Annotated in this window: 10 protein-coding genes and 2 pseudogenes; 3 read left to right on the top strand and 9 right to left on the bottom strand. The window is 56.6% G+C overall.

Annotated elements, in window-relative coordinates:
- Positions 1-1,020: 1,020 nt before the first annotated feature.
- The 5 genes and pseudogenes from GYB81_RS07555 to GYB81_RS07535 form a co-directional block, all read right to left on the bottom strand.
- A pseudogene (locus GYB81_RS07555) lies at positions 1,021-2,225 on the bottom strand (ISL3 family transposase).
- A gap of 263 nt (positions 2,226-2,488) precedes the next feature.
- Complete coding sequence (locus tag GYB81_RS07550) at positions 2,489-2,719, bottom strand: BPSL0761 family protein (RefSeq protein WP_003464900.1); 231 nt, start codon at positions 2,717-2,719, stop codon at positions 2,489-2,491.
- A 394-nt stretch (positions 2,720-3,113) separates the two neighbouring features.
- Positions 3,114-6,254 carry a CusA/CzcA family heavy metal efflux RND transporter gene (locus GYB81_RS07545; protein ID WP_096825055.1) on the bottom strand — a complete coding sequence of 1,047 codons (3,141 nt, stop codon included), beginning with the start codon at positions 6,252-6,254 and terminating at the stop codon, positions 3,114-3,116.
- A gap of 22 nt (positions 6,255-6,276) precedes the next feature.
- A complete protein-coding gene (locus tag GYB81_RS07540; protein ID WP_012017835.1) occupies positions 6,277-7,542 on the bottom strand; it encodes an efflux RND transporter periplasmic adaptor subunit in 1,266 nt (421 codons plus the stop codon).
- Between the two features lie 57 nt (positions 7,543-7,599).
- A complete protein-coding gene (locus GYB81_RS07535) occupies positions 7,600-8,850 on the bottom strand; it encodes a TolC family protein (RefSeq protein WP_003464906.1) in 1,251 nt (416 codons plus the stop codon).
- A 399-nt stretch (positions 8,851-9,249) separates the two neighbouring features.
- Between GYB81_RS07535 and GYB81_RS07530 the strand changes: the two genes are divergently transcribed.
- Both GYB81_RS07530 and GYB81_RS07525 read left to right on the top strand, forming a co-directional pair.
- The gene (locus tag GYB81_RS07530) at positions 9,250-9,924 is read left to right on the top strand and encodes a heavy metal response regulator transcription factor (protein ID WP_003464910.1); all 675 of its coding nucleotides are present in this window, start codon (positions 9,250-9,252) and stop codon (positions 9,922-9,924) included.
- The gene (locus tag GYB81_RS07525; protein WP_012017834.1) at positions 9,921-11,354 is read left to right on the top strand and encodes a heavy metal sensor histidine kinase; all 1,434 of its coding nucleotides are present in this window, start codon (positions 9,921-9,923) and stop codon (positions 11,352-11,354) included. The genes GYB81_RS07530 and GYB81_RS07525 overlap by 4 nt, the downstream gene beginning before the upstream one ends.
- A 986-nt stretch (positions 11,355-12,340) precedes the next feature.
- Here GYB81_RS07525 and GYB81_RS24450 read toward each other — a convergent pair.
- Together GYB81_RS24450 and GYB81_RS07520 are read right to left on the bottom strand one after the other, a co-directional pair.
- Positions 12,341-12,532, bottom strand: coding sequence for a hypothetical protein (locus GYB81_RS24450; protein WP_115290335.1), 192 nt, complete (start codon positions 12,530-12,532; stop codon positions 12,341-12,343).
- Positions 12,533-12,677: 145 nt separating this feature from the next.
- Complete coding sequence (locus GYB81_RS07520) at positions 12,678-13,958, bottom strand: OprD family porin (protein ID WP_233787510.1); 1,281 nt, start codon at positions 13,956-13,958, stop codon at positions 12,678-12,680.
- A gap of 300 nt (positions 13,959-14,258) precedes the next feature.
- Between GYB81_RS07520 and cadR the strand changes: the two are divergent.
- A pseudogene (cadR, locus tag GYB81_RS07515) lies at positions 14,259-14,695 on the top strand (Cd(II)/Pb(II)-responsive transcriptional regulator).
- 53 nt (positions 14,696-14,748) lie between these two features.
- On the opposite strand, the gene GYB81_RS07510 reads toward cadR, so the two are convergent.
- Together GYB81_RS07510 and GYB81_RS07505 are read right to left on the bottom strand one after the other, a co-directional pair.
- Positions 14,749-16,077: an OprD family porin gene (locus GYB81_RS07510; RefSeq protein WP_161864284.1), complete on the bottom strand. Its 1,329-nt coding sequence runs from the start codon at positions 16,075-16,077 to the stop codon at positions 14,749-14,751.
- A 73-nt stretch (positions 16,078-16,150) separates the two neighbouring features.
- Positions 16,151-17,056 (bottom strand): LysR family transcriptional regulator, encoded by a 906-nt coding sequence (locus tag GYB81_RS07505; RefSeq protein WP_037020081.1) that lies wholly within the window; start codon positions 17,054-17,056, stop codon positions 16,151-16,153.
- Positions 17,057-17,413: the final 357 nt, after the last annotated feature.

The raw sequence follows: 17,413 nt of genomic DNA, 5'->3' as shown, positions 1-17,413 counted from the left end.
ACCAGTCCACCAGTTTCAGGACAAATCGGACGTCCAAAATAGGATTTTATAATCGCTCTATAATTAACTATAAACCCCTATAAAGCTCGTGCTAGAGCAGTCAATCCACCTAGCCCGCTAGGCTGGCAAAAGCCGTACTGAAGCGCGACTGCATTCGAGAAGGCGCTCTTGCGATCGCCCTCATGCGAAGAGCTGGGAACAAACGTCTGTAATGATATCAGGCAGCACCTTCCGCAATTCCAAGCGCCCAACAACTTCGCGGCATTCAGCAGCAACTGCATGGCCTTCAAAGGGGAAGTCTGGCCCTTTGCTCACGGAGCCCCGGTAAAAATTATCGACGACTACGTTTGCATCGACATGTGGGCCGCCTCTATGGGCTTCCTGGCTTGGCTCCAGTTCCCAAGGATTCAAGGATTCAAGGCCAGGTAGCGAACGCGCGAGCGATTAAGTTCGAGGGCCTATTTCAGGACGTCATTGACCAAACCCGCTGGGGCGGCCAGCCCACCCGAGCTCTCCGCCAGAAAACACTGGATGTTTGTGGCCGAGCTTTGACCGACATCGACGCTATCGGCGCATTCAATAGCACCCTTCTTCCGGTTTCTCCTACAAGAGCATCCCATACGCGCGCGAGTATGACCAAGGCGCCCACAACGCTATTCGTAATGCTGCTTCAACGGTGGATAGAGGCGTTGATTACTGGTCAGGCATCATCGATCAGCTTAACGCGCAGAGGGCAGGAGACAATTTCGACTTTTCGGGCTTCCCACAGATTATAGGTGTGGTCTGTACGCCTACTGTGATCTACACGAGCCATTCTAGGTTACTTGAGAAGTCTGTCGGCAGATTGCGCTGGTCGAGCTCTCTGGATGAGCCACTCGAATTCCTAACAACGTCGCCCGTACCGGATACAGACGAGTAGGTTTGCGAGTTGCAAAAGATGGCTAGCAAAATCTAGGAGCTGGTGCTAACAAGCTAGAACGGCCCATGACATAGATCTGTGGGCGAAATAATAAAGGTTCTTCACGGATTACCGGGGAAGTCATTCTTGATCTTCATAAAGAAGAATTCGCTGTCCCGGTAGCCGTAAGCCATCCGTTTGATGACCTTTATCCGGTTGTTAATCCCTTCTAGCTGACCCGTGTGCATGGGCCAGCGCACTCGGCTCAGGATGCCGCGCCAGTAGCCCCTCAGTCGTTTTGCAAATTGCTTCAGTGCCGGTATCTCGCTTTCTCCAGCCAAGCGCAGCCATTGCTTCCAGGCTGATCGCCAGCTCCAGGCAGTGGTGGGCGACCAGAGCGTTTTAAGTTCGGCTTTCATCAGGTAAACCGTCATCAGCGACTGGTTAGCGGCCAGTAGGTCCTGCAGGCGTACTTGCTGCTCTTCGCGTTTGAGGTTCTCTGGATTGCGCAGCAACAGCCACCGCGCTTGCTTGATGACCTTACGTGCAGGCTTGTCATGACGCAGACGGTTGGCTTCATCCACTCGCACTCGATCAATCACTTCCCGACCGTACTTGGCGACCACATGAAACAGGTCATAGACCACCCGCGCCTGCGGGCAATGTTGGCGCACCTCTAGGTCAAACGCGGTGTTCATGTCCATCGCCACTGCTTCTATCCGAGCGCAGCCTTCCGGCCCCAGCTCTTCAAAGAACGGCCTGATGGCAGCTCGACTGCGTCCTTCGCCAATCCACAGTACCCGTCGGGTATCGGCATCCAGCACAACGCTGGCGTAGCGATGCCCTTTGAACAAGGCGAACTCATCCATCACCAAGCGCTTCGGCTGAGCTTTCGGTAGCTTCTCCAAGGCGGCTTGTAATGCTCGTCGCTCCAGCAAACGCACGCTATCCAGTGCAAGCCGAACAGCTCAGCGACGTGCAGTGTGGGCAACCGCCGGCAAGCCTGAGTCACCGCTTCGGCCAGCCGTCTGGTCATCCGCGAATAGCGGTCAAGCCAGCTAACTGACTCCATTCGCTTACCGCATGCGCCACATTCGACGCGTCGCAGCTCCACATTCAATCGTACCGAGCGGCCAAGAATGGGCAAGTCACGGATCGAGCGCTGACAGTATTCATGGATGGTGGTGCTGGGCTGATGGCAGCCGCTGCAGGTAGGAAATCTGCGGGGATTGGGGATCAGATCGATCAACAGCGCTTCGCCGTCAGGTCTGATGCCAATGACAGAAAAGCCCTCCCAAAAGGGCAGGAACGTATTAACATCGTGCACAAGAACGCCGGTTTGTAGATGTGTTTGCTCGCACGAACATCATCCATCAAACCGGCGTTCTTGTTTCTATCTTTCCCGGGATTCCGTGAAGAACCATAATAAAGGCGGCCATGAGCCGCCTTCGAAAACCAAGTTTCGTCACCGGTAATAGGGCCGGGAGAGGAAGCTCTTGGGCTGCAGACGTAGGATATCAGCCCTCAGCTTCAGTCGCCCCAAACCCGCTCAACGGCGATCCCGATGACCGGCGTGAAGTGTCCGCTGCGCTACCCAGTGAAAACTGAGCTGAATACAGGTCCCATCACGCCGATCGGCAGAGTCTCCGACTGTTCTTCTATCCTCCCAGCCAACACCACATCATCCTTCTTGGGAAAGTGGCGCAATAGAAATCGCGCTTGGTCGCGCACGCTTTCGGGCAGTTCTTTGTTCCGGCTCAGTTCGACGAGAAACTCGCGAGTCTGTACCACTGAGCGAGATCGCTCGCTGGGCATCGTCATCGCTACCTCCTGAACCTAGGAATACCCTGTCGAGCATAGACAGGGATGTTTAACCGTCGATTGCTCTGACGGCTTCCGGACAAAACTACCGATGCCAGGCGTCTCCTACTCCTCGCCTGTTTTCGGCAATACGCCTGCGCGACTGCGCCAGCCAAAGGCGCAGGGGCAAGGCTGCAGATCGGAGGCTCTCGCCTCGCAGGAAAACGTCGTCTGGTCACGGGTCATGAACACTCCTTGTGGTGGACATTATCCACCTTAAGTCAGTGTCCACTAACTCCGGGACAGACCATGTTCCATGGACTGCTCAGATGAATAGCCGCTCCAGAAGCATCCTAGAACTCTGATTTGGCTCCAGCGGAGACGTGATATGGCCACGGGACTCTGTGCGTCTACACTACATTTCTTCCTTTTCCTCTTTCCGATACGCCCAGCGATAGAGCGCAGGTAACACTAGCAAGGTCAACGCAGTAGACGAAAGAATGCCGCCGATGACAACAGTCGCTAAAGGACGTTGTACTTCAGCGCCGGTTCCGGTGGCTAAGGCCATTGGCACGAAGCCAAGCGAAGCTACCAAGGCCGTCATCAATACCGGACGTAGGCGCTGCAGGGCCCCTTCGGTAACCGCTTGCTGCAATCCCATTCCCTCTTCGCGTAGGTTACGAATGAACGAAATCATCACCAGGCCATTAAGTACCGCTACCCCAGACAGAGCAATAAAGCCCACCCCGGCGGAGATCGAGAGCGGTATGTCACGCAGCCACAGCGCCATCACCCCACCGGTCAACGCAAAAGGAATACCGGTAAACACCAGCAAGCCATCACGTACGTTGTTGAACATCATGAACAGCAGCATGAACACCAGCAGCAGGGCGACCGGCACCACCACTTGCAGGCGTTTGGCTGCCGATTGCAGCTGCTCGAACTGTCCGCCCCAGGTCGTCCAATAACCGGCTGGCAGCTTCACATCGCTGCGAATCCTCTCTTCGGCTTCTTGCACAAAGGATCCGATGTCACGCCCTCGCACGTTGGCACTCACCACAACCAGGCGCTTGCCATTCTCGCGGCTGACCTGGTTTGGCCCTGGCGCCAGTTGCAGACTGGCCACTTCGGAGAGCGCGATAAAGCCGACGCTGGTGGCTGCCCCCGTTGCTGGAACGGGTATCAGCAGTCGCGAAAGCCCCTCGATATCGGTACGCAGGTTCTCCGGTAGACGTACTACCAGATCGAAACGGCGATCCCCCTCGAACAGCGTTCCCGCCCGGCGCCCACCAACAGCCACGGCGACAGTTTCCTGAATGTCACCGACATTCAGACCATAGCGAGCCGCCTTGTCTCGGTCGATGGCCACGGTCAGCACCGGAAGACCCGTTGTCTGCTCGGCCTTCACCTCGGACGCCCCATCAATACCGCCTAGGGTTTCGGCCACTTCGGCTGCCGTGCTATTGAGAACGTCCATATCGTCGCCGAATATCTTCACCGCGACATCGCTGCGCACACCCGATATCAATTCGTTGAAACGCAACTGAATAGGCTGCGACAGCTCGTAGTTACTGCCCGGAACCAACTCGGCAGCGGCCTGCAGCTCGGCGATCAGAGCATCACGCGACTTTTTCGGATCGGGCCATTGATCGCGCGGTTTGAGCATCACGTAGCTGTCAGAAATGTTCGGCGGCATCGGGTCGGAGGCGATTTCCGCCGTACCGGTACGCGCGAATACTCGCTCCACTTCCGGCACCTTGGCCAGAATGGTCTCCTCCAGGCGCATCTGCATCTCCACCGACTGCGTCAGGCTGGTACCCGGTACACGCAGCGCCTGCAGCGCGAAGTCCCCCTCACTGAGGCTAGGCACGAACTCGCTGCCCATACGTGATGCCAGCAGACCGGAGAACAGAACCAGCGCCACGGCCGCACTGAAGGCCAACGTACGCCGTCGCATGACCCAGGCCAGCACTGGCTCGTAGGTGCGCCGGGCAACACGCATCAGCGCGTTTTCCTCTTCTTTCACCTTACCAGTGACGAATAGCGCGATAGCCGCCGGGACGAAGGTCACCGAAAGGATCATGGCCCCGAACAGGGCGGTCACCACGGTGAAGGCCATTGGGTGGAACATTTTGCCCTCGACCCCGGTCAGGGCGAAGATCGGCAGGTACACCACCATGATGATCAACTGACCGAAAATCAGCGCACGACGCGCTTCCTTGGATGCCGCGAAGACCTCATGCAGACGCTCACTACGGGTCAGCTCGCGGCCAAGCTTGTGCTGCGCATGAGCCAGACGGCGAATAGCGTTCTCGACGATGACCACGGCACCATCGACGATGATGCCGAAGTCGAGTGCCCCCAGACTCATCAAGTTGGCGCTGACCTTGTTGCTGAACATGCCGGTGAAGGTGAACAGCATCGACAGCGGAATGACCATGGCTGTGATCAGCGCCGCACGGATGTTACCGAGGAACAGGAAGAGGATGACGATGACCAGGATAGCCCCTTCGATCAGGTTCTTCTTGACCGTGGCGATGGCCTTGTCCACCAGATTGGTGCGGTCATAGACGGTCACCGCAACCACCCCTTCAGGCAGCGAACGGTTGATCTCCTCCAGACGTGCGGCCACGGCCTGCGACACACTGCGGCTGTTCTCGCCGATCAGCATAAACACTGTTCCCAGCACGACCTCGCGACCATTCTCGGTCGCAGCACCAGAACGTAGTTCACGGCCCAACATCACCTGCGCCACATGACTAACCCGAATGGGCGTGCCGTCCACATTGGCCACGACGATATTGGCGATATCGTCCAGCGTGCTCAGTTGCCCAGGTGCCCGAATCAGTAGTTGCTCGCCATTGCGCTCGATATAGCCAGCACCGACGTTGGCATTGTTGCGCTCCAGCGCCAGCAGCAGGTCACCCAGCGTCAGCTTGTAGGCAGCCAGGCGTTTGGGATCTGGAGCGACCTGGAACTCCTTGGCGAAGCCACCAATGGTGTTGATTTCGGCAACGCCAGGCACCGTGCGCAACTGCGGTTTGATGATCCAGTCCTGGATCACCCGCAGATCGGTTGGTGTGTAAGGCGTACCGTCCTCCTTGAGTGCCCCCTCCTCGGCCTCGACCGTCCATAGAAAGATTTCACCTAGGCCGGTGGAAATCGGCCCCATGGAGGCCTCGACACCCTCGGGCAATTGCTCCTTGGCGCTTTGCAGTCGCTCGTTGACCAACTGGCGGGCGAAATACAGATCCGTGCCATCCTCAAAAATCACGGTAACCTGCGATAGCCCCGAGCGTGACAGCGAGCGGGTCTGTTTCAAATGCGGCAGGCCGGCCATGGCCGTTTCGATCGGGAAAGTGATGCGCTGCTCGGTTTCCAGCGGCGAAAAGCCCTCGGCAGCGGTACTGATCTGTACCTGGACGTTGGTGATGTCGGGAACGGCGTCGATCGGCAGCTTCTGATAGCTGGCCACGCCCACACCGGCCATCGCCAAAACGGCCAACAGCACCAGAAAACGCTGTTCTATGGCGAATTGAATGATGCGCTCAAACATGAAAAGTACTCGTCGGTGAGGATCAGTGCGCGTGTTCGGCGCTGCCTTTGCCCAGTTCGGACTTGAGGATGAAACTGCCTGTGGCAGCTACACGTTCGCCTGACTTCAGGCCTTCGCGTACCTCGACGAAGCCATCGCTGCGGGTGCCCAATGTCACCGGACGCACTTCGAAGCCTTCAGCGGTACGCACGAAGACACTGGTCTTGTCCTCGACATCCTGAATCGATGAAGCCGGCACCACGGCCCCGGCCTCATGGCTTTCAGTCGCCAAGGCAACCGAGACGAACAGGCCGGGACGCCAAATGCCGTCGGCGTTATCCAGGTCGATGCGGCCTGTCGCCGTCCGCGTCTGCTCACCCAGCAGGCGGCTGATGTAAGCCACCTTACCCGTAGCTTCGCGCCCCAACTCTGGCGCACTGACACGTACTGACTGCCCGACTTTCACCTGTTCCAGATCACGCGGGGAAACGCTGAAGGTGACCCAGACGCGACTCAGATCAGCCACCGTGAAGGCATTACTGGTCTCACTGACGACTTCGCCAGGTACCAGGTGCTTCTCCACCACCACACCGGAAAAAGGTGCACGCAGGTTGTAACGGCTGCCATCGCCAGCCTCGCCCTGAGGGCTGATCGTCTTGCCCTTCTGTCGGGCATTGGCCAGAGCGATCTCGGCCTCCTGCAGCGTTTGCCGGGCCTGGAGATAATCCTGCTCGGCCGAAATACCGTCCTTCCACAATTGGCGTTCACGCTCGAAGGTCGTGCGGGCCAGCTCAACGCGTCGAGCGGCAGCCGCCATTTCACTACGCAACTCGGAAACCTGCTGACTGACGATAGTCGCCAGGCCATCCCCAGCAGCCACCTTCTGCCCCAGCCCGACCAGCACGCGCTCGACAACGCCAGCGCTGGGCGGCACGACATGAGCCGTGCGCTCCTCGTCGAAATTCACCTCGCCAGGTAGAGAGATGTATGTGCTCATGGCGCGCGCTTGTACGTCGACGAGTTCAATGCCCGCAGCGGCTATTTGCGCCTCACTCAGCACCAGCCCCCCCTCTTCGGCATGCCCACCCGCGGACTCACCGTGATCATCGCCAGCCTCGCCATGATCATCATCGGCATGATCGTCCCCGGCCTCACTGACCTGCCCAGCCCTGACTGCAACAACGCTGTCGCTACTGGCAAGCATGTGCCCGATTTCTGCGGCAAAGCGCCCGCTGTTATAAAACAACGCACCACCGACGAACCCCAAGGTCAGGGCCGCCGCGATGGCAACACCAAGTTTCTTCTGCATGAACAACCCCAAAAGATGATCAGTAACCGGCATCGCGCCGATCGTCGTGACAGGAAATCAGTAGTTATCGGCTTGGGCAGATAGGTCGCCGTAGATGCGCTCAAGGCGAACCCAGGCATCGAGCGCTTCGCCGAGTGCCTGCAGGTAACGGGAGCGAACGTCGATCAAGGTGCGCTGGGCATCGAGAACATCGATAAAGCCGAACTTGCCCATCTGAAATCCACGCGTCGTGCTTTCCAAAGCTGTGTCCGCGGACGCAAGCAGGCCCCCCTCGAAACCGCTAATCGCTCCCTGCGCCGTTCGCCATTGCTGATAGGCCTGCTGCACCTCACTGCGCAGGCGCAACTCGGCAGCATTTCGCAAGTCGCGCGCCTGATCAGCCCGCCGCGAGGCGGCCAGAACATTTCCCTGGTTGCGATCGAACAGAGGCAGAGGCATGGACAAACCAACAAGGTTGACGCGCTCACGATCCTCACTGCTGTATTGGCTGCCGAGGCTGACCGTCAGATCGGGAATCCGCCGGCTTTTCTCAACGGCGATTCCGGCCTCTTGCCGGTCGATCTCGACCCTGGCAAGACGCATCTGCGGAACTTTGTCCAGACGGCTCAGAAGTGCGACTTCAGAGGGTATTGCGGGCATATCGGTAACATCGCCACTGAGGCTAGGCTCACCACTGGCGGATGCCCCCCCAATCAAGGCCAGCAACTGATTCATGGCGTTGATGTACTGATCTCGAGCCCGCGCGGCCTCCAGTCGAACCTCTTCGTACTGCAGCCGGGCGCGCGATGCCTCCAGGGCAGAGGCCTTGCCAGCCTTGACGCGCGCATCAACGACCGCCACGCCGCGTTCGCTCAGGCGTTGTGACTGCTCAGCCAACTCTTGGCGCATCTTCGCCAACAAGGCTCCTTGAAAAGCCCCGACCACCTCGGCACGCAGCTCATTGCGCAGCTGCTCCTGACCGACCGCAGCACTGTCGATACCGCGTTCGGCCATTTCTATCCGGGCGCCGCGCTTGCCGCCCAGCTCGATAGGTTGGCTGATCTGTACCGTCGTGGTCCTCGTAGCACTGCGGGTGTCCTCAACCTCCCAAGACAGCTCCGGATTGGGAATCACACCGGCTTGGCGACGCTCACCTTCTGCGATGCCGACATTACGATCACCTGCCATCAGCGACGGGTTGGTCTGCAGTGCCTGCCCCCATGCGTCGCCCAGGGTGATCGGCGTTGATGCCACGGCATGATTCACTACAACTGAGCAGGCAACAGCCAGGCAAAGTGCCTCAGCAACTCTCGAATAACGCCTCGACAAGGGCCTTTCCTCCACACCTGTATAAATTCGGAGACATGTATGAAATCTCCGAGACCTTCATTCGGTGCAGAATTTAGGGAGCCTCACCTATCGTCGAGGTGACTGCAAAATTACAAATACGTAATGCCCAACTAAGCCATTTAACGCTGTATTACCATGACGCCAACGCAACGATTATTCGAGTCATGAAGTTACAACTGGACATATAAAAAACATCAGAAGAGCAACAAACGGCTTACAAAGACAGAGGCTACAGCCCCCTAAATTAGGGGCTCTGACGCTTGACCCTGTAGTTACTACAGGGATCATCATCTGCCATGAAAATGCCGATCGCTCCCAAGTCCAACAATCATCGCGACTCGATAAAAATTTCTCTCCCCCACCAAGGTCAACTACTACATGCGAATCCTGATTGTTGAGGACGAGCTTAAAACTGCCGAATATCTCCACCAGGGACTTACCGAGAGCGGCTATGTCGTCGATATTGCCACCAATGGTGTCGACGGCTTGCACATGGCGGCCCAAGCGTCCTACGAATTGATCATCCTTGATGTCGACTTACCAGAGATCGATGGCTGGGGCGTACTGGCCAGCATTCGCCGTAATAGTCGCACCCCTGTGATGATGCTGACGGCACGCGGGCGCCTGGCCGACAAGCTCAAAGGTTTCGACTCCGGTGCCGACGACTATCTGGTGAAGCCATTCGAGTTCCCCGAGCTTCTGGCCAGAGTTCGCTCGCTGCTACGAAGAGGTGAACAGGTCAGCGCGCCAGACGTGCTCAAGGTCGACGACCTTGAGCTGGATCCAGCCCGCCACCGCGCCTATCGCAATGGTCAACGAATCGATCTGACCACCAAGGAGTTCGCTCTGCTGCACCTGCTGATGCGACGCAGCGGCGAAGTACTCTCGCGCACCCAGATCATCTCGCTGGTCTGGGACATGAACTTCGACTGTGATACCAACGTCGTCGAAGTTTCCATCCGGCGCTTGCGCGCCAAGATCGACGACCCTTTCGAGAACAAACTGATCCACACCTTGCGCGGCGTCGGCTATGTACTGGAGGCTCGTCAATGAGGCCTGCCAGACTCTCAAGCCAACTCAGCCTGTCGGTCGCAATACTGGGCCTGATACTGGTTGCACTGCTGAGTGCGCTGGCTTATTTCTCGTTAAGCCGGCAGCTCAACTACATTGCAGAGCAAAGCCTCGAGGACAAGCTTCAGCAAATCCGCCATGGCATGAGAGAAATCAACACTCGCCCGGAAGTCGGTGACCAGGCCCACAACATCAGAGATTTGATCAAAGGCCACGACAGCCTCTCGCTCGCTCTTTATGACGACAGCTCGTCTCCCAAGGAAATCATGAGCGTGGGCCAGACACAGGAGGCCCTACCTTCCTTTATAGAAAACGCCAGCGAGACCATCGCCTTCGAACATTGGCGAGATGCGCAGGACAAGCAGCTCTTGACCGCCTCGCAGCTTATTCTGCGTAAGGACGGATCACGAATACGCGCCGTCCTTACACTGGAGCGCTCCGCTGACCAAGCACTGCTACACGCCTATGTCGAATCCACCTTGATTGCCCTGCCCTTCGTACTGGCTCTGATCGCGGCCGGAGCCTGGTGGATCGCTCATCGCGGCCTGAGCTCCCTGAATCAGTTCCGCAAGGTTGCAGAACTCGTCTCGACCCAGGATCTGAGCCATCGCCTGCCACTGGATAACCTACCGCAGGAGCTTCGCGAATTGGCTAACAGCATCAACTTCATGCTTCATCGCCTGGACGGTGGCGTACAACAGCTTTCGCAATTCTCTGACGACCTGGCACATGAATTACGCTCCCCCATCACCAATCTGATCGGCAAAGCGCAGGTGACGCTCTCACGGGAACGCCCGCCAGAAGAATACAAACTGGTGCTGGAGAACTGCACTGAGGAGCTCGGCCGGGTCACGCGGATCGTATCGGACATGCTGTTTCTCGCCCACGTCAGCCATCCGGCAGCACTTATCCCCTTCGAGGCAATTGCACTGCACGAAGAGGCAGAGAAAGTAGTGGAGCTTTTCAGCCTCACGGCCGAAGAAAAGGACATCAAACTCAACGTATCAGGGTACGCAACAATTAATGGCGATCGTTTGATGGTACAGAGAGCTATCTCTAACCTGCTATCCAACGCCATCCGCCATAGCCCGGAAGGCTCGAAAATCGATATTGACCTCATCACTAACGCGACGAACGCCACCCTGGCAGTGAGCAACCCAGGTGCAGGCATTCCTCCCGAGCACCTACCCAAACTGTTCGAGCGTTTCTATCGCGTGGATCGTGGGCGGTCACGTGCTGATGGCGGCACCGGGCTGGGCCTGGCCATCGTGCGTTCGATCATGAGCCTGCACCATGGCCACGTGGGCGTGAGCAGCATCGCAGATCAGACCACAGTTTTTACGCTGTACTTCCCTTTACCAAAGCCCTTGATCGAGCAGGCCCGCCAAAGCTCAACGGAAAAGACTGCTTAATCGAATTGCGCCAGGGATGGCGCCCCCCTTTTCCGTCTCCCCCGCCTTGAACATAAGCCCTCAACAGACGACGCTTTTTCTTAAGTCAGCCGCCAACTCATGTAGTAGTCTACTGACCCCGCGCCGACTTAGGCGAAAGTCCTCGCCATTAAGGACCGTCTGATAAGCATACTGCGCGAGTGGCGAAGTGATTGGTCGTTTTCGCGTACTCCGAACGCATGAGCTGAGCCTGGTCAGCAAGCAGCCTGGCTTAAAACCCTACAACCAAGCCACTCTTGAGCAAACAGATACTCCGAGTCGGCAGAGAGTCGCGAGATCACGAACGAGACTCCCATATCCGCATTATCTGTGTTTGGGCGCAAGGTCGTTGGCATTATTCACGGCCGTACTGGATCCACATGCCCTCGGGTGGTTTGGCTGGGCATTTCCGGTGAATCGGACATCGGGTTGTAGCCAAGGCCCTGATATAGCTTACGAGCAACGTGGCAAGCCAAAAAGGTAATGCTCCATTCGGATCAAGGGATCTATTACGCAAGATGCCTATTTCGTCAGCGGGGCTGGCGTTACGAATGCAGCAGAGCATGAGTCGCCGGAAAATTAGCGGAACAACTCGCCGATGGAGCACTTGTTTCGAATCCAGAATTCGAAATAGGCCTCAACGACCGGATGCCTGGCCGCACGGAAGTCTAACGGGACATCAGTCATTGCTTGATGCTCTAGATACAACTAAATCAGGCCGCATCAGTTCAACGGCGAATTACCACCTGTGATTGCCGAAGAAAAAATTAACCTACTTTCTAGGATGAGGCGACCACTACAAAGAGACGTCGCGACCACAATATTATGCAGTTCCAGTTCAGTTCTTTGGCGAGCAAAAAAAGCGCCCCAAAAGGGGCGCGAAGGAACCATCTCTCACCAAAGGAGCGGGAGCTACCAAGAGATGGATTGGAGAGAGCGAGCAGGATGGCTTGCGTTAACTCATGCGCTCAATCGCTTTGCTCACTCTGAACACTTGGAGACTTTCGCTCTTCAACGGCTTTGTCACCGTGAATACGCTGCTGATTCTCACGGAATTGCTTGACCGCATTGAGCGAGCGCTCCGAGCCATCTTCTGCAGAGGCAACGATGCTGGCTGCCCCAAGACACACGATAAGCAGAAACTGGGAAAAAACTTTCATATGCACCTCTGACTGATTGACTGAGCAAACGTGGAAACGAACGCTCCGAAGACAGTCCCATGCTAAGCATTGGCACCTAACATGAGCATGAGGCACGAATTACAATCCTGTCAGACAGGGGCGGTGGTGCCGCCCCTGAATGTCATTACAGCACCTGAAGCGGATACTCGACGATCACACGTACTTCATCGAGGTCGCTTTCGTAAGCCGTAGCGCGAGTGTTCATCTGACGCACACGCACGGACAGATCCTTCATGGAGCCTTCAAGGAACACGTATTTGACCTCAAGATCACGCTCCCAGCGCTTCTGATCGGTCAGCGGGTTACCAGTGTCATCCGTGCGCATATACGTGCTATTGGCATTGGAATAATCCGCATCACGTCCCAGCGCATAACGCGCCATGAAACTCAGCCCTGGCACACCGAAGTCAGCCATGTCCAGGTCGTAGCGCACCATCCAAGAGCGTTCCTTGGGCGAGTTGAAATCGCTGTACTGAAGGGAGTTGTCGAGGAAAATTGAGTCGGACTGGCGCAAGTAATCAAAGTCGTCATCGCCGTTGTTGCGCTGGTGAGACAGTGCTATACGGTGTGCGCCGAATTTGACGCCGATGCTACCGCTATAGATGTTATTGCTGAAATCACCCAACAGCTTCTTACCTTCGTCGGTGGCGTTGTAGTAATTCAGGCCGCCAAACAGTAACAAATCTTCGGAGAGTGGGTAAGTCCACGACATACCAGCGTAGTACTGATCCCAAGCATCCTTCAAGCGGCTGCTATAAAGGCTGAAGCCTAAGTTGTCGTTGAGCTCGTAGTCACCACCAAAATAGCCGATCCAGGGAGAGTCCACCTGCCCGGCATAAAATGTCGCGAACTCTCCACGCGAGGTACTTTCCTGCGGCTGGCTCATGGCATGCAGACGACCGCCTTGTAGGGTTAGGCCATTAACGCTTTCGTTGACGACTGTCACCCCTTTGAAGCTCTGCGGCAGCAAACGAGAGTCCCCGTAGTGCACGACAGGCGTGGTTGGGAATACATCACCTGCTTTGACGACTGTATCAGCGAAGCGCGCCTTAACTGCGGCCCCCACTTTCGAGTACGAATCCTCGGCACGATCATCGCTATTGACCGGGAACATGTTGACGCTACCACCGGGACCATAACGTCCATCACCAGTATCAAGCTTCAGACCCAGTCCAGCATAGGCGTCGATGCCGAAACCAACGGTTCCCTGCGTGAAGCCGGACTCGAAGTTGGCCATGATGCCGTGCGCCCAAGCTTCGGTGTAACTGCTGCGCTCACCGTTGGGTAGTACCCTGGCCTCCCCTTTACGGAAGTCCCGGTTAAAATAAAAGTTTCGGTTAAGAACATTCAGGCTACTTCCTTCGATGAAGCCTTCTGCGGCCTGGGAATCGGATGCCTGAGCCATTGCGCTTGCACCCAATGCCAACGCGGAGATGATCGCCATAGTGAGAGGATTTTTTTTCATGCATTGCTCCTGATGCTTACCGGCAGTTCTGGGATTGACATAGGCCGATTTCTTTTTGTGGGTTTGGCACCTCTATCCTTGCAATCTCCAGATAACTCGAAGATGAGCGCTGCATTACAATTTCGTAATCAAAGAACCTGTTCATTTCCAGGCTGTCGCGAAACCATCAATCTAGACGCTGTCAAACTGCTCTAGCGGCAGTATCAGGTTCTCGCGCTGACGTCCCCTGGAAACCACATTATGAAAATTGGTGAACTCGCTAGACGAGCCGGCTGTCCAGTCGGAACCATTCGCTACTATGAGCATCAGGGATTACTACCCAACCCCTCGCGCAACAACAGTAACTATCGCTTATATGGCCAGCTGCACTTCGAACGCCTGACATTCATCCGCAATTGCCGTGCACTCGACATGACATTGGAAGAAAAATAGGTCGATTGCTGGCCATGCATGATCGGCCGCATGCGAGTTGCGCGCTCATTAGTACACTGGTGGAGGAACACATCGCTCATGTGGAGGCACGCATTCAGAACTTGCAGGCACTGCATGAACAGTTGCGCGAATTACACGGGCACTGCAAGGGGGGAGGTGAAAAGTCGGCATGCTGTGGCATCGTGCTCCGGTTGAGCAGCCACGGTAACAATTTATCTTTATCAACCGATGAAAAAGCGAATTGAAGTGAGGCATGTTGCCCCTTCTGCACAGAACAGAAGAGGCAACTTTGGATGGTTTAAAGCAGTGGCAAGCTGTACGTCACATATAACCGATTCTCATCGACGTCTGCCCCAACATTGCCACGCAGACTGGCATTGCGCAGAGAGAAGCCGAGTCCCTTCAGTGATCCTTCCTGCAGAACATAATCGAGGCGCAGGTCACGTTCCCATTCGCTGCGCTCACCCTGTGCGCTGTCGACATTGTCACCCGACAAATACATCACCGAGGCTTTTAGCCCCGAGATACCCACCTTGCCAAAGTCATAGGCATAGCCGGCCAACCAAGTGCGCTCGCCAGCACTGAGGAATTTACCACCACGACCGATCTGCCGATCGGTGATCAGGTAACTGGTTGCCCCGTCGCCAGCATTCAGGTACGGGAAGGCGCTATCGCCGGACACCTGCTGATAACCCGCGCTCAGCTCATGACCGCTATGGCTGTAGGTGAACAAGGCACTCCAGGTACGGTTATCTACCTCACCACGCTTGCTGTCACCGACCGTCCAGTAACCGTTGCTGCGATAGCCCTCAGCCCGGCCGCTCTCACTGCTGTTCTTGCCATCGGAGGTGCTGTAGAAGTAACGCAGGTCGGTCTTGAGATTGCCACCGCCCAGTGCGTAGTTGTGGATCAATCCCAGGAAATGTTGCTTGTAGAAATCTTCCAGATTGCCGAAGTAATACTGAGCGGTGAGATCCTTGGTGACCTTGTAGTCGCCACCCGCGAAATAGAACGTATTGACGAACTGTCCAGTGGTTGCATTGTTGGATCCGGCGATGGACAAGCCACGTGAGTCAGTCGAGCTCCGACCTTTTGCGTGCTCCAACTGACCGGCTGTCAAGGTCAGCCCTTCGATCTCGTTGGAGACGATCTGACCACCTTCGAACAACTGCGGCAACAGGCGACCATCGTTGAAAGTCACCACCGGCAACTTCGGCTGCAGAGTGCCTAGGCGCAACTCGGTCTTGGAAAGACGTGCCTTGGCCGTTACACCGGCCTTGCTATAGTCACTGACCGCAGAACCATCGCTATCCAGCGGGAACAGGGCGCCAGGGTTACGATCAATACCTGCCTTGCCCGACCGGCCACCGCCATCGAGGCGTACCCCCAGCAGGCCAATGGCATCAATCCCCAGGCCGACCGTCCCTTCGGTGAAGCCAGACTGATAGTTGAGGATGAATCCCTGCCCCCACTCCTGAGTAGATGGAATGTCGCGATCACGCACATCCTCATTGAAGTAGAGGTTGCGCATATCGAGCGTCGCCTTGCTGTCTCCGAGAAAATCGGCGGAAGCAGCCTGACTGAGTGCCGCCGCCGTGATGGCCAGTGCCAGGGTGGATCGTTTCATGCTTTATTCTCTAATTGTCATGGGTGAGGCATCGTTGTTCTTGTAACCATGTTGTCGAGTTCGCCATGTAGCTTCACTGACCGTCATCAGGCAGAAACCACTGCCACCGCTCCTCGAACGCAGCCTGGATCAACGCCACCAGCCCAACGACGTCCTCGCGCTGCGCGGACAATGGTGCGCAGGACAGCCAGATCGATTGCCTCATGGGCTGCGTGAAGAGGGTGGGTAGCGATTGCAGGTTCGCATCGAGATGAGTGATGTAGTTCGGCATCAGACCAACGCAGGCGGCATGCTTGACCAGTTCCATCGCCCACTGCTGAGAATGCACTCGCGTCACTGCGCTGCGCCTTGAGTCCACCAGAGCATTCCACGGTGAGAACAGGGCCGATGTCGGGATATCGGCCTGCTGAACCAGCATGTAGTCATTCAGATCTTCGAGGCTGGCGGGGAGGCGCCGCTCACGCGCATAGCGCTTGGCTATGCACGCCTGAAAGTCGATGCAGGCCAGACGCTGCGGTCGCGTCATGGCGAAACCTGGGTCGGGTCGAGTCTGATTCGGATCGGCCAACCAGATCATGACCTCACTCTGCATTAACGGGCCACGTTCCTGGCGGATCAGTTCCAGGTGCACACCAGCATCCCTACGCAGAAAGGCCACCAGATGCCGTCCCAGAATATCGTTGAGCACCCTGTCGGGTAACGCCAAACGAAGCTTGGGTTTTTCAAGCAACGCGGCCTCTGGCCGCAAATCTTGATACTGGGCAGCCAGCTCTGCCTGCAAAGAACGACCGCGTACCGTTAGAGCAAGGGCGCGCTCCTGATACACGAAGAGCGCCTCTCCAACAGTTTTCTCGAGCCGCTGCAACTGCCTGCGTAGCACCATGGGAGGCAGGTTCAGACTGCGAGCAGCCTGCTTAAAACTGGCACAGCGCGCAGTCGTCAGGAAGCTTCTGGCCACCTGCCGTTCGACCTCAGCCACGGCAGCCCCCATAAGCGCCGTCCGGTATTCGATTCGATGTGTGACCCAGAAGCATCATGTAAGGCAGATGAGAAGTGATTGCGTGCAAGCAAGCCTACTCACCACCACCTATCACCAGCCTTGCTGGAAAATTACTTATCTGTAATGCGGGAACGTGACCCTCACCGAGCACTCAAACTTCGGCTGGTCTAGCTGGATCGCCCTTACCTTCGGCGTAGGGGTCATCACAGCCTGCGGTTTCACCAAACGGTAATTGAAGTGAAACCACCCACGGACGATTACCGAAAAGCCCCAACACCCGCCAACTCTGGGCTGGCAGAACCAGCCTACACCCCGCAATCAAAACGTCACAAAACA

The organism is Pseudomonas yangonensis, assembly GCF_009932725.1.
GTDB classification, from domain to species: Bacteria; Pseudomonadota; Gammaproteobacteria; order Pseudomonadales; family Pseudomonadaceae; genus Aquipseudomonas; species Aquipseudomonas yangonensis.
The sequence above is the reverse complement of the archived record's forward strand: the minus strand, read 5'-3'. Positions and strand labels throughout refer to the sequence as shown.

Excerpts from the sequence above, each read along its gene's own strand:
- GYB81_RS07550 (WP_003464900.1), bottom strand. The coding sequence starts at position 2,719 with ATGACGATGCCCAGCGAGCGATCTCGCTCAGTGGTACAGACTCGCGAG.
- GYB81_RS07545 (WP_096825055.1), bottom strand. The coding sequence starts at position 6,254 with ATGTTTGAGCGCATCATTCAATTCGCCATAGAACAGCGTTTTCTGGTG.
- GYB81_RS07540 (WP_012017835.1), bottom strand. The coding sequence starts at position 7,542 with ATGCAGAAGAAACTTGGTGTTGCCATCGCGGCGGCCCTGACCTTGGGG.
- GYB81_RS07530 (WP_003464910.1), top strand. The coding sequence starts at position 9,250 with ATGCGAATCCTGATTGTTGAGGACGAGCTTAAAACTGCCGAATATCTC.
- GYB81_RS07525 (WP_012017834.1), top strand. The coding sequence starts at position 9,921 with ATGAGGCCTGCCAGACTCTCAAGCCAACTCAGCCTGTCGGTCGCAATA.
- GYB81_RS24450 (WP_115290335.1), bottom strand. The coding sequence starts at position 12,532 with ATGAAAGTTTTTTCCCAGTTTCTGCTTATCGTGTGTCTTGGGGCAGCC.
- GYB81_RS07520 (WP_233787510.1), bottom strand. The coding sequence starts at position 13,958 with ATGGCTCAGGCATCCGATTCCCAGGCCGCAGAAGGCTTCATCGAAGGA.
- GYB81_RS07510 (WP_161864284.1), bottom strand. The coding sequence starts at position 16,077 with ATGAAACGATCCACCCTGGCACTGGCCATCACGGCGGCGGCACTCAGT.